This is a genomic window from Microcystis sp. M169S2, assembly GCF_020245865.1.
Taxonomy (GTDB): domain Bacteria; phylum Cyanobacteriota; class Cyanobacteriia; order Cyanobacteriales; family Microcystaceae; genus Microcystis; species Microcystis ichthyoblabe_A.
Genome location: NZ_JADBUB010000131.1, coordinates 1 through 16,195, shown reverse-complemented (window position 1 = coordinate 16,195; position 16,195 = coordinate 1). Strand labels below are relative to the sequence as shown.

Below are 16,195 nucleotides of genomic sequence, written 5' to 3'. Positions count from 1 at the left end.
TGATCGGGGTGATAAATTTCGTTATTATCGTTCTATACCCCAATTAAACCAATATCTTCTCGTCAGTCAAGGGGAGATACTAATAGAATCCTATAGCAAAACATCAGAGAATAATTGGTTACTGCAAGAATACACCCCAGCTAGGGGAATTATATCCCTAGATTCTTTAGGAATTAGCTTAAATCTTGCCGATATTTACGAAGGAATTGATTTTAATCTCAACTCCTAACTTTAGCTATCTTTTAAGAAGACGTACTAAAAATAATTTTACCATCTTTTACCGCTACTAAACGCAAAGTTAACGGGCCAGCCGTATTAGTTTTACTAGCAGCAATTGCCTCAAGTGTCTCGATAGCATTACCCGACTTTTTCACTTGACCAATAAAGTTAACTACCGTAGTTAATAACCCATCTTCCACTTGAATTGATCCTAAAACTCCCGCACTTCTAGCGCGAAATTGAGCCGAAGCTAAGAGTAAATCTAAACGCTTTTGTAGGTCTTCTTCCGTCATATTTTGGGGATCAATGGAAACGGCAGCGATTACCTGTTTCTCCTCAAAAACTCTTTGATTGGGAACCACATCAGCAAAGACACGAATCTCGCTTTCTCCTAAGACATAATTACCTGCCGAAAGAATTCTCACCACATATTCTTTACCGTCCTGTAATTGTTGACTTAACTGTTCTACCTGTGCTTTTGTGATCTTAACTAAACGCTGGTCAAAATTAGGCTGATTTGGTTGGGTGGCACGGATAGCATTTATATTCGCTTCTCGCAATAACTTATCAATAACAGCGACAATAGCTTGGGGATCAACAATACGAAAAGCTCCAAAAGATAACACCTGTCCGCGGAAAATAGCGATTTGTTTTTCCCGCAATTCTTGATAGGTTTGATAGTATTGTTCTAAAACTTCCACTTCCCGCTTAAGAAAAGCCATTTGGGTTTCTAAATCTTTTAATTTTCCCTCGCGCTGTTCCAAAGCCAAATTTTTATCCACAATCGATCGATCGAGTTCTCCAATACGTTGATCCCGGCGATCAATTTCTAGCTGTAGGGTTTTTTGTTGGGTTTCCAACTGTTGAAGTCGCGCTTGTCTGGTTGTTAATAACTTTTGTTGATTAGCCAACTCTTTATCTCTAACTTGAACCGTGGTTTGTAGTTGATTTATCTGACTAGAAAGAATTGATTTTTGTTGGGACAATTGATCCCGTTGACTGCTTAACTGTGCCTTTTGATTAGTTAAAATAACTCGTTCATTATTTAAATTAGCCACTTCCTTGCGGAACTTTTCCAACTGTCCCGAAACTAATCGCAAACGTTGACGAGAAGCTTGATAATTTTTGTTAAGAACCTCTAGACGTTTCTGCACGGCTATCTGTTCACTTTTAGCCGTTTTTAACGCCTTTTCCACCTGATTTTTTTGTTCGGTGGTTTTTCTTACCTGACTTTCCAAATCCTTAATAGCGGCACGACGTTCATTTAACAGACGATCCAGTTCAAAAACCCCTTGACGCAGGGATTTACTAGAAGCAAACAAGACAATTAAAGTGGAACCGGCGATCAAAATTCCCGTTACAATCGTCATTAAAGTTGCGGTTTGTTTCGGACGCAGATTAAATAAGCGCATCCTTTTCTTACCGATACGGCTCCCTATGCGATCGCCAATCACCGCTATCAGACCACCTAAAACCACGATGGCCAAAACCAAAATATAAGCGCTAGTCATCCAGAATTTAAGTAAATTGTTGACTGAGAGCGACGGGATTATGGACGGTAATTTTCTTCTTGTAAATTGAGACCATTTCCTGATCCCGCAGTTCTCCCAATAAACGGGTGACAGTGACGCGGGTAGAACCGATCGCTTCTGCGATCGCTTGGTGAGACAATTTTAGATCAACCCGGATACCATCGGTGGTGGGAACCCCAAAATCACGACAGAGAATCAATAAAAAACTGACCAAACGGGAACCCATATCCCGGTGAGCCAAGGTTTCGATCATCATTTCCGTTTGCAGAATGCGCGAGGACAACCCCTGCAGCATCAACATTGATAAATCGGGATTATTGCGGAGGGATCTTTCTACCTGATCGATCGGGGCCGAGAGTAATTCTACCGGAGTAAAAGCCACGGCATGATAAAAACGATCCGATCGCTGGCCGGTGAGTAAGGATAGCACACCAAAGACGCTATTTTCCCGCAGTAGAGCCACGGTAATTTCCTCTCCCGCTTCATAGACTCGCGACAACTTAACGGCTCCTTTCAGCAAAAAATAGACTCTTTCGGCGGGATCTCCAGGGAAAAAGATCGTTTTGCCACGCTCGAACAATTCCACCACCGGGGGGAAATTGCCGCTGCCGATTCGACGGAACACATCTGCTAGGGGTTTGTCTTGTATTAGGGATAAGTCCATCTCACATCCAAAAAAGGGGAAAATTGTTTTTATTATGCAACGAGTGTCACCTCTATTAAACACAACCGCTGCCTAAACTGGGAAAAGTTTTGGGCGCTTTTTGCCAGACAATGGGGGAGGGGTGATCATTGCTGCCCCGTTATCTGTATCCCTATTATACCGAATCTCGCTGGGGTCGGCTATTGGGGAGATTTTTGTAAGAGAAACGAGAACTATGTTAGATTTAACGGGAAAAAACGCCCTAGTGACGGGAATTGCCAATAATCGCTCGATCGCTTGGGGAATTGCCCAACAACTCCATCAAGCTGGTGCAAATATCGGTGTCACCTATCTCCCCGACGAAAAGGGCCGTTTTGAGAAAAAAGTGCGAGAATTGGCCGATGAACTTAATCCCGCTTTTTATGTCCCCTGCGATGTCCAAAATGACCAACAGGTAGAAGATACTTTCGCTACAGTGGCGGAAAAATGGGGTAAACTGGATATTTTGATTCACTGTCTCGCTTTTGCCGATAAAGAGGGTTTAACGGGCGATTTTACCGCCATCCCTCGGGAAGCTTTCACTAAATCCCTAGATATTAGCACTTTTTCCCTAACCCGTCTAGCTCGATCGGCTAAACCTTTGATGACGGAAGGGGGAAGTATTATCACTCTTACCTATCTCGGCGGTGTCAAGGTAATTCCTAACTATAATTTAATGGGGGTGGCAAAAGCTGGTTTAGAAATGAGTGTTCGCTATTTAGCCGCCGAATTAGGTGGCCAAAAGATCCGAGTTAATGGTATTTCCGCCGGTCCAATTCGCACCTTAGCATCTTCGGCCGTGGGGGGAATTCTTGATATGATCCATCATGTGGAAGAAATCGCTCCTTTACATCGCACGGTGACACAAATTGAGGTGGGAAATACGGCCGCTTTTTTAGCCAGTGATCTTGCTAGTGGTATTACCGGTCAGATTATTTATGTAGATTCCGGTTACGAAATTATGGGAATGTAGTTTTATTCAGTTATTAGTTATTAGTTATTAGTGTCACGAGGTTCTGAAGGGGGATTTTTGACTTCTTTGGGGTTAATTGCGATCGGACTGAAGGTTCGTTTAGTTTTTTAACAATTTATTCCCTATTTTCAAGCAATTTCTCAATTATGCGGTGAGAAATGCGAAAATTAGTCTGTTGTAGTCGGGCTATAGTATCTGAAAGCTCGATTAAGCCTCGGCTTGATGCGTCGTCTAAAATTCCGAGAGTGCCAATAATAGGAATTCCCCGCTCGCTGGCAATTCGCCGCCCCAAGCGTTCATCGATAATCAGCAAATCGGCGGGTAAGGTTTGAGCGAGGGTGATAGCGGCCTGTTCTCCGGGGTCGAGAATATTTAGGGTTTCATCAATCGTTTGAACAGCCTCAATGATAAGCCAAGAGGGTGGATTGGCGATCCATTGCTGAAGAATGGCCGGTGCATCTGCATCAAGCATTTCACCGCGAACCACATCGGGAATGATAATCTGTCCAAATAAGCGGGGGAATAGGTCGATCTGGTCAATGAGCAGTAAATAGTTGATAGGTGAGGTATCAGAAACGACTATCATAAAAGACTATGATCGTGTTTGTTGCGAAGTTGCTGAAGAGTCTTGCGATCGCTGTCTAGATCGACTTCATTGTAATGTAAATCGGCATCGTGGTTTTTCAAAAAAGCATCCACCACCCAACGAGAAGATAGACCTAAAATACTTCCGACCTCAGCACTGGTGATTTTTTCCGCTCGGTAGGCCTGCACCACCAAAGCCTCTAAAATTTCACGGGTAAGATTATTGTAGTTGTAATGTTGAAGCAATTCATCGGGAATATCGATAGTAATTTTCATGATTTAGCTTCCTTTTTTTTGGGGTTTACTGATAATGTTTATAGAACTTAGGTTGAGTTAAAGCATGAAACCCAACGCCTATTCTATACCTTCTCAACAGGATTTAGTATAACTTTTGGATATGGATAAAGCTGGTATTCCTATTACTTCGCTTCAAATAATTTCCGAATCTCGTTAATAGAAATATAGATACCGACAACAGCACCTAGCAAAAGAGGGATTTGACTATCCGAACCAAGGCATTTCTGAAAATTTTCATCGGTTAACACTTTATAGACCACCTTAAATAGGGTAAATGCAGTCCACAAAGTTAACGCAGAAACGAAAAGAATTTCTAGATAAGATTTATTGTTTCCCCGTCGCTGCCGTCTTCTTGTAACCACTGCCACGCTTGCGGTAATGACCAAGGTTCCGATTAACAAAAGAACGTTTTCAATGTTAACAATCTTCATCAAAAATTTATGCTGATTTTGCTTTCCTAAAAGTAATATACCATCCGCAGCCGGCCGCTAATATCGCACCAATAACCGCACCGTAAACTCCCGCAATCGATCCCCCTAGGGCTGCACCTCCCACCGTTACCACCATCAGGCGATCAGCTTTATCCCAAAATCGAGGGGAATCAGCACCCTCGTGATCAAGGGGGGATCCAGCTAATTTTTGGGCAGTTTTTACCCAATCTTGGCTAGGAATAACATCATTAATAAATAGGGACTCGAAATCTAAACTATCGGGAAAAATGACGCTTAAACTTTTGGTGCGTTCTTGGTTAGCATAGGCTGCGTCTAATTCTTCGATCGCTTTTTTATAAGCTTTTTCTAGGGGGGGAAAATCCTTGACAAGTTGCCGCAATTGTGTTGCTGCCTGGGGTTGTTCTTCCCTTAATAATCGTTCAATTTCTTTGAGCGATCGCTGTAGATATTCTGGCAAGGGTTCAGTCTGCTGTGCGAGGGCGATTAGCAGCGCTTCAAGATCGATAATTGTTTTGGGAATTTCCATAAGTTAGTCCTGTCCAGTCAGGGTATAGGCCGCCCAATGGTAAGGATCACTATATTCTGTTAGTTGATCTAGCCCTATTGTACTGCCTTCCTTCAAAGTATTCGCCGCCCTCACCTCCAGTCGATCGACCCCTTCCCTTAGGTCGGGAAGTTGTCCAAGTTGCTCGATCCAGTTAGCTAGTTGCTGCCAAGTGATATTTTTTAACCAATTTTGTGTATTTTTCAGAGCTAGGGCCGGGGATTCACCCGCTAATAATCTTTGATAGAAGTTAACCATAAACCAAGCACTAGAAATCTCCTTCACCGGCCAGAGGGTACTGACCACATTACTCGCACCCGCTGCCCGGAAAGCACTGACGAGGCCGACGTATTCGGTAGTAATGCCATCCTTACCGGTGAGAGCGGTTTCACAGGCAGCCAGACAGACGAGACGGTAACTAGAGAGGTTGAGCTTGTTGATATCCCGGACAGTTAATAAACCATCGCTAAGGGCGATCGCAGACTCCTGGGGACGAAAAGAGTCATAAAAGCCGTGACCAGTGAAATGAAAGGTTTTATGGGCATTTTCGAGGGCTTTGCGGACGTTTTCCCGTGAGGCGTTTTCTGGGCTAATTCTCTGGCTCGGTTGCACGATATGGCTAATAATCGCTGATTCCAGTTGGGCTAAATCCATGGGTTTTTGTTCCGTTTTGGGGTCTTCGACGCTGAGGAGGGGAGAATAGGAGGAATCGCCGGACTGGGGACGCAAACCGACCTGAGCAGAGGGGAGATAGGTGGCGGTGTATTTTTCGGGGAAGAGGGTATGTAGGGGGAAGCGGTGCAGATCCCGGTGGGGGATGAGAATCAGGGAATCAACGGAAACCGGCAAAGGTTCGAGAATTTTATCGATCTGTAAAATCCGCTTTAATTGGGCAAAACGGCTGTTAAGTGACAATCTCCAAGGGTGATTTTGTTTATTCTCCGTTTCTTTTTTACTGGCATAGTCAAGGTATTGTTTATCCCATTCAGTTAACCAAGTCCGAAACTGTCGCGCTGGTTGACGGCGTTGTTCTGGCTCGACAATGACGGGATCAGCCTCTGCGGTGATAATAAAGGTGGTGAGATTGTCTTCGCTGAGATACCAGTAGATAATCGCCTTATTCGGACCTGTCAGGCTTTGGATGGTGGCATAATCGGGACTGGTGGGGTTTTCTTGCCAATTATCGAGAATCCAAGTCAAACAACGATTTTTATAAAATTCTGCCTGTTCAATTGCGTCTAGGGGATGATTTTCCTCGATCAGTAAATCGATTTCTAGGTGACTAAAACTGCTGAATTTTGCCTCAAAAGCCGGTTTATCGCGTTTCTGGGCGCGTAGTCGGGTGAAAAGGTGGCGCCCCTGTTGTTGATAGAATCGCGCTTCAGGGATTTCCTGTAGGGAAAGATGAGCGCGGATCAATCCTTGCAGAATTTCTAAATGATCTTCCGGGAAGTCTTTTTCGCTGAGAATCGGTAAAGCGGTTTGATAATGTCGGATTGCTTCGCGCCAATAGGGACTAGCTTTCTCTTTATACTGGGAATGTTCCAGATAAGCTTCCCCTAGATAGCGATAAATTTGCCCCCACGGAGGCGATCCTTGAATGAGGTGGGGAAGTGCCTCCCGGAGGGCGAAAATATGGGGTTCTCGGTCATTAAGGGCTACTATCGGTTTACGGTAAATGAGAGCTTCTAGACTAGGAGTAGAAATACGATTTTTACTCAGAGAACAAACGGCCCACCCTCGGTTGTGCCAAGCTTCATGGTAATCGGGTTTAAATTCTAAAGCTTTGTCGTAGGATGCGATCGCTTCTTCTAATCTGCCTAAATCAGCTAACGCAATCCCTCGGTTGCCCCAAGCTTCATGGTAATCGGGTTTAATTTCTAAAGCTCGATCGTAGGATGCGATCGCTTCTGCCAATCTGCCTAAATTAGCTAACGCAATCCCTCGGTTGCCCCAAGCTTCATGGTAATCGGGTTTAATTTCTAAAGCTCGATCGTAGGATGCGATCGCTTCTGCCAATCTGCCTAAATTAGCTAACGCAATCCCTCGGTTGTCCCAAGCTAGATGGAAATCGGGTTTAATTTCTAAAGCTCGATCGTAGAATGCGATCGCTTGTTCAAATCTGCCTAAATTACCTAACGCAAACCCTCGGTTGTTCCAAGCTAGATGGTAATCGGGTTTAATTTCTAAAGCTCGATCGTAGGATGCGATCGCTTGTTCAAATCTGCCTAAATTATATAACGCAACCCCTCGGTTAGTCCAAGCTTCATGCTTATCGGGTTTAAATTCTAAAGCTCGATCATATGATGCGATCGCTTCCTCAAATCTGCCTAAATTATATAACGCAACCCCTCGGTTGTACCAAGCTTGATGTAAATCGGGTTTAATTTCTAAAGCTCGATCATATGATGCGATCGCTTCCTCAAATCTGCCTAAATTACCTAACGCAACCCCTCGGTTGATCCAAGCTTCATGGAAATCGGGTTTAAATTCTAAAGCTCGATCGTAGGATGCGATCGCTTGTTCAAATCTGCCTAATTTATGCAACGCAATCCCTCGGTTGTCCCAAGCTTGATGGTAATCGGGTTTAATTTCTAAAGCTCGATCAAAGGATGCGATCGCGCCGATAAAATCCCCATTCATGTATTTCTGGTTTCCTTGCTCAAACCAGAATTCGGCATCCTGAACCACTTCCGTTAAATCCGTCTCCTTTGGGCCTAGATTTTCCTCCTCCACACTGGAAACATCCCTCACCGCGTCGCGCAACTGGAGGCTAATCCGTTGGGACACTTCCCCCAGATTTCCCGTCATCACCTTCCCTAAAGCCGCCAGATCCCGCCCTAAAGTTTGATAATCTTCTGGATACCGTAGCCATTCCTCGCTTTTGACCTCTAACCACCGCGCCAGCTTTTTATCGTCACAATGGCGACTGTATAGCCATCCCCGTAACCCGCCGGTAGTGGTTCCCGCCGCCACCTGCTCGAATAACCCCATCAATATCCCTTCATATTCCCCATCGCTGGGTTCTGGAGGAGTATTTTTGACTTCTTTGGGGTTAATTGCCTTTGGACTGGCAATAAAGAGCGATTTTAGCCAATTCCAGAGCTTTTTTAGTAAGGATAGCATCGAAGAAAGGGGGAAAGGAAGATAAGGAAATTATATCTCTACTGCCGAAAGTCGTCCCTCTACCGGTTCAAATTCGTCCTCTAATAGCCAATTTTCCGCTTCCTCGACTTGTTTGTTCATCTCATGCCAGAAACAAATTCTTGTAAAGTAATTCCAGCAGTACGAATAAGACTACGAAGCGTACCTTTAGCCACTTCACGATGATCAGGAACAGAGAGTGTTACCTGTTCACCCTCCTTAACCATAATGATATGGCTTGCACTTTGACGCGCAACTTGCCAGCCAAAGGTTTCAAATATTCGGACTACTTCACGTCCGCTGAGAACAGGAAGAGCAGAGGACATGATTAGGCCATTACCTCTACTTGACAAGTTTCAATCGTGAGCGGTAGTCCACGTTCTGCACGAACTTCAAGGCAAGCGATAATCGCATCTCTGATATTTTCTAGAGCTTCTGCTCTCGTTTGACCTTGGCTGACACAACCCGGAATACTGGGGCATTCTACAACCCAAACCCCATCCTCGTCACGGTCAAGTGTTACAGTCAACTTCATAACTTCTCACTATAATCTCCCAGGTTATATTTTACCTATTAGGGCCTGAGTTGGTTAAGCGGCGATCGCTAATTCTTGCTAAACAGCATACAGAATAAGGGTTTTGAAGAAAAGCGGAAAGGAAGATAAGGAAATTATATCTCTACTGCCGAAAGTCGTCCCTCTACCAGTTCAAATTCGTCCTCTAATAGCCAATTTTCCGCTTCCTCGTAACTCGCACGGCTCTCTTCTTCTTTGTCTGATCAGTTTAACTGAATGTAGTGATCGATCTTTGTGTCCTTTGTGCCTCTGTGGTTCCTTCCACTCCCTCGCCAGCAGGACTGTATCTTAGAATACATTTTAACCAGCAAACCTAAGAGAGCCTTCGCACCGGTGAATACCACATAGGGGTTTTCTGCATCGATCTAATTTTTTCTAGAATGGGGAGAAAAGTAATTGCCATCGATTCATGATTCAGAGTATCTCGTCCTCTTGGTTGTCTGAGTATTCCTCGGCAGTTGCCGCAGGAATTTGCGCTATTTTAGTCTTTTTTGGTTGGTTATGCCTACACCTTAATCTGATCGGCCCGGCTTTTATCCTACTAGCGATCGCCTATGTGGTGGGAGGATACGAAAGTACCCAAGCAGGATTGACGACTTTATGGGAGGAAAAAGAACTGGATGTGGACCTGTTAATGATTGTAGCGGCCTTGGGGGCGGCGATTTTGGGACTCTGGGACAGTAATTACTATCTCATCATCGATGGAGCCGTTTTAATCCTGATTTTCGCCATTAGTGGCGCATTAGAACAGATTGCCATGGCAAAAACCGATCGCAATATTCGTTCTCTCATGGCGATGACTCCCGATACTGCTAGATTAATCACGGGAGACAGGGAAAAAGAGGTTCCTATCAAGCAATTACGGATCGGTGATACAGTTTTAGTCAAACCGGGTGAATTAATCCCCATTGACGGCATTATTATGGAGGGAAACAGTCCCATTAATCAAGCGCCAATTACCGGAGAATCGCTTCCGGTGGATAAAACCATCGGTGAAGAAGTCTTTGCGGGAACTCTCAACGGTGCGGGAGTGCTACGTTTAAAGGTGGAAACTCCCCCCGAAAGTCGCTTAATTGAGAGGGTGATTCGTTTGGTAGAAAAGGCACAAAATGAATCCCCTCCCTCCCAAGAGTTTATCGAAGGTTTCGAGCGGGGTTATGCGAAAATTATCGTGATTTTGGGCTTAATTTTCGGGATTTTACCGCCTTTTTTCTGGGGTTGGACATGGGAAACCACTATCTATCGGGCCTTAATTTTTCTCGTGGTGGCTTCTCCCTGTGCTTTAATGGCCTCAATTATGCCAGCTTTGTTATCGGGTATCGCTAACGGGGCAAAACAGGGGATTTTATTCAAAAATGGCGCAAGATTGGAGATGATCGGCCGCATACGAGCGATCGCTTTTGATAAAACCGGCACTCTCACCCTCGGTAAGTTGCAAGTGGTGGAAATTATCCCTATCCATGCAGTCAGCGAAAATGAGGTGTTAGCGGTGGCTGCATCCCTAGAATCCTGTTCGGAACATCCCATCGGATCCGCTATTACCGCCACAGCCAGGGAACGTGGTATAAATTTCTTCAGTGCTAATCAGGTGCAAGCGGTATCGGGACGGGGTATCACGGGAAAAATTGCCGATAAGTCGGTATCTGTGGGCAATTTTGCCTATATTCGTGACCATATTACTGATCTTGACCAGAATATCCTAGCTATGCGCGAACGTTTACAAAAAGAAGGCAGAACCCTCGTCTGGGTAGTACAAGAGAATCAGATAATCGGGGCGATCGCTGTGGCCGATACCCTTCGTGAATCGGCAGTTAATCTGGTGAAGCAGCTAAAAAAGATCGGTATCGAACATATCGTTTTAATTACGGGTGATAATCAACAAAGTGCCGATAAAGTTGCTGAAAAACTCGGTATTGAGGAGGTTTACGCTGATTTACTGCCCGAAGATAAGTTAAGCGTGATCAAAAATCTCCAAGAAAAATATCACACTGTCGCTATGGTGGGAGATGGCATTAATGACGCGCCCGCTTTAGCTATGGCTAATGTGGGGATTGCCATGGGAAAAGCTGGTAGTGATGTGGCCTTGGAAACGGCCGATATTATCCTTATGTCCGATAATTTAGCCAAAATTCCCAGCGCGATTAACCTCGGTCGTCGTGCCAATCGCATTGTTAAACAGAATATCACTTTCGCCCTCGCGTTTATCGGCATATTGCTAATAGCCAATTTTGCCGGTGATATAACTTTACCTCTGGGTGTCATCGGTCATGAAGGATCGACGGTATTAGTGACTCTAAGCGGTTTAAGATTGTTCAAATAGGGATAAAAATACAGAGAACTATGGGCGAAATCCAGGCAATCCGAGGCACAAAAGATATTTTACCGGCGGAGATCGGTTACTGGCAGTGGTTAGAGGAAACTGCAAGCAGAATTTTAGGGACTGCGCTGTATCAAGAGATACGAACTCCCATTTTTGAACAGACGCAACTTTTTGAACGGGGTATCGGGGAAGCGACGGACGTGGTAGGTAAAGAAATGTACACTTTCCTCGATCGCGGTCAACGTTCCCTGACTTTGCGACCGGAGGGAACGGCTGGGGTCGTTCGCGCCTATATTGAACACAAATTACAGGCCGCCGGAGGAGTACAAAGACTCTGGTATAAGGGGCCGATGTTTCGTTATGAACGTCCGCAAGCGGGTAGGCAGCGACAGTTTCATCAAATTGGGGTCGAATTGTTGGGAAGTGATGATCCTAGGGCGGATGTGGAAGTAATTACCCTTGCCAGCGAGATATTAAAAGCTGTGGGGCTAGAAAACCTAAAATTAGACCTTAATTCCCTGGGAAATGCCCAAGATAGGCAAAATTATCGTCAGGCCCTGCTAGATTATTTGACTCCCTACAAAGCTGATTTAGACGCGGATTCTCAACAGAGATTAGAAAAAAATCCCCTGCGAATTTTGGATAGTAAGGACGAAAAAACCAAGATTATCTGTAAGAATGCCCCCAGTATTCTTGAGCATCTAGGCAGTGATTCTCAAAAGCACTTTGAACGGTTACAATCTTTACTAACTGATTTGGGAGTTATCTATAATCTTAATCCCTGTTTAGTCCGAGGATTGGACTATTACACCCATACGGCCTTTGAAATTCAGTCCGATGATTTAGGCGCTCAAGCTACGGTTTGCGGTGGTGGTCGTTATGATGGTTTAATAGCTCAATTAGGCGGACCAGACACACCAGCAGTGGGTTGGGCAATCGGTTTAGAACGTCTGATTATATTATTACAACAAAAGCAATCTTTATCTTTTTTGGTTCCCGATTTTTATCTCGTCTCCAAAGGAGAAAAAGCTGAGGCCCGCAGTGTGGTGTTAGCGCAACAATTACGCGGATTGGGGTTTAGCGTCGAGTTAGACTTAAGCGGCAGCGCTTTCGGGAAACAATTTAAACGGGCTGATCGAGCTAAGGCCGTGGGCTGTATAATTTTGGGGGATGCTGAGGCTGAAAATGGCACGGTACAACTGAAATGGATGGCCACCCAAGAACAAATTAGTCTAACCCAAGCGGATTTATTGACACAAGCAAGGGAATTAAAAGCGCAAATCTCTCGGCACAAATCCTAAGTTTTAGCGTCATGGACAAACATTAGGCCTAGGCTAAGATTATGGAATTTATACTGCAAAAACAAGGGGAAAATCACGGACGCACAATTTCTACTAATTCCCTAGAAATTGTCTCGGGAAACTATCGTCTTTTGGCCCGTCTGGATTCTCCTTTTGCTCATATTGAAGTGCGTATCGATTACGAATCTCCCGAAAGTAGCGAACGATATACCCATTATTATCGATCGGATGCTGGGGGTTGGCTGGAAATTTTTTCCTATCGAGATTTAGGAATAGGTAGCTGTAAAATTCGCTGTTATGGGGATATTTTGGCCGAATTAGGGGGGCAAGGTTGGCAAGAAGTGTTAAATTTAATTGTTACTCCTGTTAAGATCAATTATCTGGCTCAATTAGAACAGTTGATTAAAACCGAAATTGAACCTTTCTTAGCGCGAGAATCCTCTCTGGAGATGGTAAAATTAGAATTGGCCGATTTAACCAATAATTCCGCCTTTGTTTTTGATTTATGCCTACCAGAGGAAACAATGACTGCTAGAGAAGGGGTAACTCTAGAACTGCCGGAACCTGCTAATATGAAAAGGAGTCTTCAAAGTTTATCTAATCGCAGTTCTGCACCCCTACCCCCGAAAATATCTGGTTCTAATTCTCGCCAAAAATCACCGCAACTTCCCCCAATTCCTAAAAATAAATAGGGTTTGCTGAAAAAGTCTCTTTGTGGGGTTAGGAGTCGGTCGGGAAAGTCAGAACAAGGAGTATAAGCATGGTTCGCATACCTACCCATAGAAGACCCACCCATCCGGGCCAGATGTAGAACCATCAATATTTATGGTTCGGTTGGCTCTTGGTATGATACGAATGTCTGTGGAGAAATGGGTGTTATACATTCCAGTCAAATTAAATTTGACAACTAGCGATCACTTTTCTGCGGGAACGGAGAATTAGATAAGAAATACTAATATTTTGTCGCCATCAGGTTCTAGCCGCAATTCAATTGAGTATAAAATAATCTCAGAAAAAGCCGCCAGAAAATGTAACATCAACCATGAAAAAAATTATTTTGATTTCTAGTCTATCTTTGACAATGGTAGTCGGTTCTTCCTGGACAAAACCGAATATAGTTTTGGCTGAAACTTGTAATTACTTTGCCGGAACTGCTGTGACGGGAAAAAGCGTTAACATCGATTTATGTTCGATTGTTCCGGCTAGTTCCCGTAGTGTTGACTTTGTTTATTATTTAGGAAATCAACGACTGGTTAGCCAAGCTAATTGTGATAACGGAACTTGGACGACTTTTCCCGAAAGACAAATTCATCGTCCCCGCTCTCAAGCGACTCAAACAATGCTAGAGGTGGTGTGTAGTTACAGATTCTATAGTTCTCAATCCACATCGAGAATCGCTGCGGCAATAGTGTTTTCTCCACCATCAAATGTGAGAACATCCCCCAATGGCAATATCATCTGTTCAGTCAGAGAACGTAGAACCATCAATATTTATGGTTCGGTTGGCTCTTGGTATTATACGAATGTCTGTGGGGAAATGGGTGTTATACATTCCAGTCAAATTAAATTTGACAAATAGAGAGCGCTTTTCCTCCGGAACACAGAAACGGGTAGAATCGATCAATGCAGTTGTTTTCTTTCGAGGTGTCGTCATTAGTAAGAAAGCTACCCGTTCCTTAGCCGGTATTGCCGGAATTGTCGCCGTTGCCACCTTAATCAGTAAGGTTTTTGGTTTAGTCCGCGAACAGGTAATCGCCGCTGCCTACGGTGTTGGGCCGGTGGTGAACGCCTACGCTTTTGCCTACGTTATCCCCGGTTTTCTGTTAATTCTCCTCGGTGGCATTAACGGCCCCTTTCATAGCGCTTTGGTCAGTGTTTTGGCCAAAAGAGATAAATCCGAGTCCGCGCCGATTGTCGAGACTATTACCACCCTAGTCAGCGCGATTTTATTAGCTGTCACCGTCTTTTTAATCGTTTTTGCCAATATTTTTATCGATGTTCTCGCTCCCGGTTTAGATGCCGCCACCCGCAGCATGGCCATTCAACAACTGCAAATTATGGCCCCCATGGCGGTTTTAGCGGGTTTAATCGGTATCGGTTTCGGTACTCTCAATGCGGCGGATCAATACTGGCTACCGAGTCTCAGTCCGCTTTTTTCCAGTGTGGCGGTGATTATCGGGGTGGGTTTGCTGGCTTGGTTCGTTGGCGATCGCATTGATGAGCCGCAATATGTGCAACTGGGGGGTTTTGTCCTTGCCGGCGGTACTCTCGTCGGGGCGCTCTGGCAATGGTTGGCACAAGTGGGCGCACAAGTCAAGGCAGGTTTAGGAAAATTAATATTTCGTTGGGATTGGCGGATTCCGGGGGTGTCGGAGGTGTTGCGGGTGATGATTCCGGCGACCTTATCTTCGGGAATGTTGCATATTAACGTTTATACTGACCTCTTTTTCGCTTCTTTTATCGAAAATGCCGCCGCTTCCATGCGTTACGCCAGTTTTATCGTTCTCACGCCCTTGGGCATCATGTCTAACATGATTCTCGTGCCGTTTATGCCGATATTTTCTCGACTGACGGAACCGGAAAATTGGGGAGAATTGAAGCAAAGAATCCGTCAGGGTTTATTATTGACGGCTTTAACCATGTTACCCTTCACCGCTATCTTTATCGCCCTCGCTTTCCCTGTAGTGCGGGTTATCTATCAACGGGGTGCCTTTAATCTGGCTGCCTCGGAACAGGTGGTTCCCGTATTAATGGCCTACGGTTTCGGGATGTTTTTCTATCTCGGTCGCGACGTGTTAGTACGAGTGTTCTATGCTTTGGGTGATGGTGACACTCCCTTTAAGGTGAGTATGGTGAATATTTTTCTCAATGGTGTGCTTGATTTCCTCTTGTATAAACCTTTTGGTACTCCGGGGATTGTTTTAGCAACCGTGGGGGTTAATATCATTTCTATGGGCATTTTTACGGTAATTTTAAATCGTCGTTTAGGAGGTTTACCCTTAGGAGAATGGGGTTTATCCTTATTGGGATTAACGGTAATTACAATGCTTTCTGGTGTTGCTAGTTGGGGTGCTAGTTGGGTTTGGGAAAAGGTTTTCGGTGCTGGTAATATTTTCCTACAATTATTACAGTTAGGTTTGGCTTCGACCGTAGCAGTGGGTTTATTCCTCTTAGGTGCGATGTTATTGAAGTTACCGGAATTAGACCTATTAATCTCGCGAGTTCGTCAGAAGTTCTTGAAAAAATCTTAGGTTTAAGTTTTGCCCATTAGACATCACTCCTTATTACTGAACTTCCCCCATACATATATACCATAATAGCCGAAACCCTTATCCATCAATGGATATACCTCTTAACTTTTCTTAGTGTACCCATGTAATTTGTAAAATTTATTAATGGACAAGAATTCTCTACCGTAATTCCCCCCCCGCTGTTCTTCTTCGAGAGTCCTATCGAGAAGGAGATCAAGTCAAAAAAAGAACCCTTGCCAATCTCTCAAAATTACCCGATGATATTATCGACAATCTAAAACTGGCTCTTAAAGGAGCAACACTGTCCATGACTGAAGGCAT

16 protein-coding genes and 1 pseudogene are annotated in these 16,195 nt (G+C 44.4%); 8 read left to right on the top strand and 9 right to left on the bottom strand.

The features are described from left to right. Positions 1-229 (top strand): annotated as a pseudogene (locus IM485_RS13760) (Uma2 family endonuclease); the annotation flags it as partial. Positions 230-242: 13 nt separating this feature from the next. Here the strand turns inward: IM485_RS13760 and IM485_RS13755 are convergent. Together IM485_RS13755 and ntcA are read right to left on the bottom strand one after the other, a co-directional pair. Then, positions 243-1,730, bottom strand: coding sequence for a DUF3084 domain-containing protein (locus IM485_RS13755; RefSeq protein WP_287743759.1), 1,488 nt, complete (start codon positions 1,728-1,730; stop codon positions 243-245). A gap of 7 nt (positions 1,731-1,737) precedes the next feature. After that, positions 1,738-2,415, bottom strand: a complete 678-nt coding sequence (ntcA, locus tag IM485_RS13750) for a global nitrogen regulator NtcA (RefSeq protein WP_002793163.1) — start codon at positions 2,413-2,415, stop codon at positions 1,738-1,740. Between the two features lie 214 nt (positions 2,416-2,629). Between ntcA and fabI the strand changes: the two genes are divergently transcribed. After that, entirely contained in the window at positions 2,630-3,406 is a 777-nt protein-coding gene (fabI, locus tag IM485_RS13745; protein WP_002760333.1) for an enoyl-ACP reductase FabI, read from the top strand. A gap of 115 nt (positions 3,407-3,521) precedes the next feature. Here fabI and IM485_RS13740 read toward each other — a convergent pair whose 3' ends face one another. The 7 genes from IM485_RS13740 to IM485_RS13710 all read right to left on the bottom strand — a co-directional run bounded on the left by IM485_RS13740 (position 3,522) and on the right by IM485_RS13710 (position 8,963). Continuing rightward, positions 3,522-3,992: a PIN domain-containing protein gene (locus IM485_RS13740; RefSeq protein ID WP_002797557.1), complete on the bottom strand. Its 471-nt coding sequence runs from the start codon at positions 3,990-3,992 to the stop codon at positions 3,522-3,524. Next, the gene (locus IM485_RS13735) at positions 3,989-4,267 is read right to left on the bottom strand and encodes a UPF0175 family protein (RefSeq protein WP_069475290.1); all 279 of its coding nucleotides are present in this window, start codon (positions 4,265-4,267) and stop codon (positions 3,989-3,991) included. Before IM485_RS13735 ends, IM485_RS13740 begins: the two co-directional genes overlap by 4 nt. Positions 4,268-4,410: 143 nt before the next feature. Next, positions 4,411-4,719 (bottom strand): hypothetical protein, encoded by a 309-nt coding sequence (locus IM485_RS13730; RefSeq protein ID WP_271989273.1) that lies wholly within the window; start codon positions 4,717-4,719, stop codon positions 4,411-4,413. 7 nt (positions 4,720-4,726) lie between these two features. Beyond that, entirely contained in the window at positions 4,727-5,266 is a 540-nt protein-coding gene (locus IM485_RS13725) for a hypothetical protein (protein WP_104398031.1), read from the bottom strand. Between the two features lie 3 nt (positions 5,267-5,269). Then, positions 5,270-8,410 (bottom strand): CHAT domain-containing protein, encoded by a 3,141-nt coding sequence (locus IM485_RS13720; protein WP_104398030.1) that lies wholly within the window; start codon positions 8,408-8,410, stop codon positions 5,270-5,272. 116 nt (positions 8,411-8,526) lie between these two features. After that, positions 8,527-8,754, bottom strand: a complete 228-nt coding sequence (locus IM485_RS13715; protein WP_104398028.1) for a type II toxin-antitoxin system HicA family toxin — start codon at positions 8,752-8,754, stop codon at positions 8,527-8,529. Between the two features lie 2 nt (positions 8,755-8,756). Further along, on the bottom strand, positions 8,757-8,963 hold the full coding sequence (locus IM485_RS13710; protein ID WP_008198193.1) for a type II toxin-antitoxin system HicB family antitoxin: 207 nt from the start codon (positions 8,961-8,963) through the stop codon (positions 8,757-8,759). Between the two features lie 448 nt (positions 8,964-9,411). Here IM485_RS13710 and IM485_RS13705 point away from each other — a divergent pair, with 448 nt between their 5' ends. The 6 genes from IM485_RS13705 to IM485_RS23025 all read left to right on the top strand — a co-directional run. Next, positions 9,412-11,322: a heavy metal translocating P-type ATPase gene (locus IM485_RS13705; RefSeq protein ID WP_287743754.1), complete on the top strand. Its 1,911-nt coding sequence runs from the start codon at positions 9,412-9,414 to the stop codon at positions 11,320-11,322. A 20-nt stretch (positions 11,323-11,342) separates the two neighbouring features. Next, the gene (gene hisS / locus IM485_RS13700) at positions 11,343-12,623 is read left to right on the top strand and encodes a histidine--tRNA ligase (RefSeq protein ID WP_287743751.1); all 1,281 of its coding nucleotides are present in this window, start codon (positions 11,343-11,345) and stop codon (positions 12,621-12,623) included. Between the two features lie 41 nt (positions 12,624-12,664). Further along, the gene (locus IM485_RS13695) at positions 12,665-13,315 is read left to right on the top strand and encodes a hypothetical protein (RefSeq protein WP_287743749.1); all 651 of its coding nucleotides are present in this window, start codon (positions 12,665-12,667) and stop codon (positions 13,313-13,315) included. Between the two features lie 350 nt (positions 13,316-13,665). Then, complete coding sequence (locus tag IM485_RS13690; RefSeq protein WP_287743747.1) at positions 13,666-14,202, top strand: hypothetical protein; 537 nt, start codon at positions 13,666-13,668, stop codon at positions 14,200-14,202. Then, positions 14,147-15,874 (top strand): murein biosynthesis integral membrane protein MurJ, encoded by a 1,728-nt coding sequence (gene murJ, locus IM485_RS13685; RefSeq protein WP_287743745.1) that lies wholly within the window; start codon positions 14,147-14,149, stop codon positions 15,872-15,874. Before IM485_RS13690 ends, murJ begins: the two co-directional genes overlap by 56 nt. Before the next feature lie 154 nt (positions 15,875-16,028). Beyond that, the coding region (locus IM485_RS23025; protein WP_502882186.1) for an IS1634 family transposase N-terminal domain-related protein at positions 16,029-16,195 on the top strand (167 nt) is incomplete at its 3' end.

Coding starts and splice junctions, on each gene's coding strand:
- IM485_RS13755 (WP_287743759.1), bottom strand. CDS start 1,730: ATGACTAGCGCTTATATTTTGGTTTTGGCCATCGTGGTTTTAGGTGGT.
- ntcA (WP_002793163.1), bottom strand. CDS start 2,415: ATGGACTTATCCCTAATACAAGACAAACCCCTAGCAGATGTGTTCCGT.
- fabI (WP_002760333.1), top strand. CDS start 2,630: ATGTTAGATTTAACGGGAAAAAACGCCCTAGTGACGGGAATTGCCAAT.
- IM485_RS13740 (WP_002797557.1), bottom strand. CDS start 3,992: ATGATAGTCGTTTCTGATACCTCACCTATCAACTATTTACTGCTCATT.
- IM485_RS13735 (WP_069475290.1), bottom strand. CDS start 4,267: ATGAAAATTACTATCGATATTCCCGATGAATTGCTTCAACATTACAAC.
- IM485_RS13730 (WP_271989273.1), bottom strand. CDS start 4,719: ATGAAGATTGTTAACATTGAAAACGTTCTTTTGTTAATCGGAACCTTG.
- IM485_RS13725 (WP_104398031.1), bottom strand. CDS start 5,266: ATGGAAATTCCCAAAACAATTATCGATCTTGAAGCGCTGCTAATCGCC.
- IM485_RS13720 (WP_104398030.1), bottom strand. CDS start 8,410: ATGCTATCCTTACTAAAAAAGCTCTGGAATTGGCTAAAATCGCTCTTT.
- IM485_RS13715 (WP_104398028.1), bottom strand. CDS start 8,754: ATGTCCTCTGCTCTTCCTGTTCTCAGCGGACGTGAAGTAGTCCGAATA.
- IM485_RS13710 (WP_008198193.1), bottom strand. CDS start 8,963: ATGAAGTTGACTGTAACACTTGACCGTGACGAGGATGGGGTTTGGGTT.
- IM485_RS13705 (WP_287743754.1), top strand. CDS start 9,412: ATGATTCAGAGTATCTCGTCCTCTTGGTTGTCTGAGTATTCCTCGGCA.
- hisS (WP_287743751.1), top strand. CDS start 11,343: ATGGGCGAAATCCAGGCAATCCGAGGCACAAAAGATATTTTACCGGCG.
- IM485_RS13695 (WP_287743749.1), top strand. CDS start 12,665: ATGGAATTTATACTGCAAAAACAAGGGGAAAATCACGGACGCACAATT.
- IM485_RS13690 (WP_287743747.1), top strand. CDS start 13,666: ATGAAAAAAATTATTTTGATTTCTAGTCTATCTTTGACAATGGTAGTC.
- murJ (WP_287743745.1), top strand. CDS start 14,147: ATGTCTGTGGGGAAATGGGTGTTATACATTCCAGTCAAATTAAATTTG.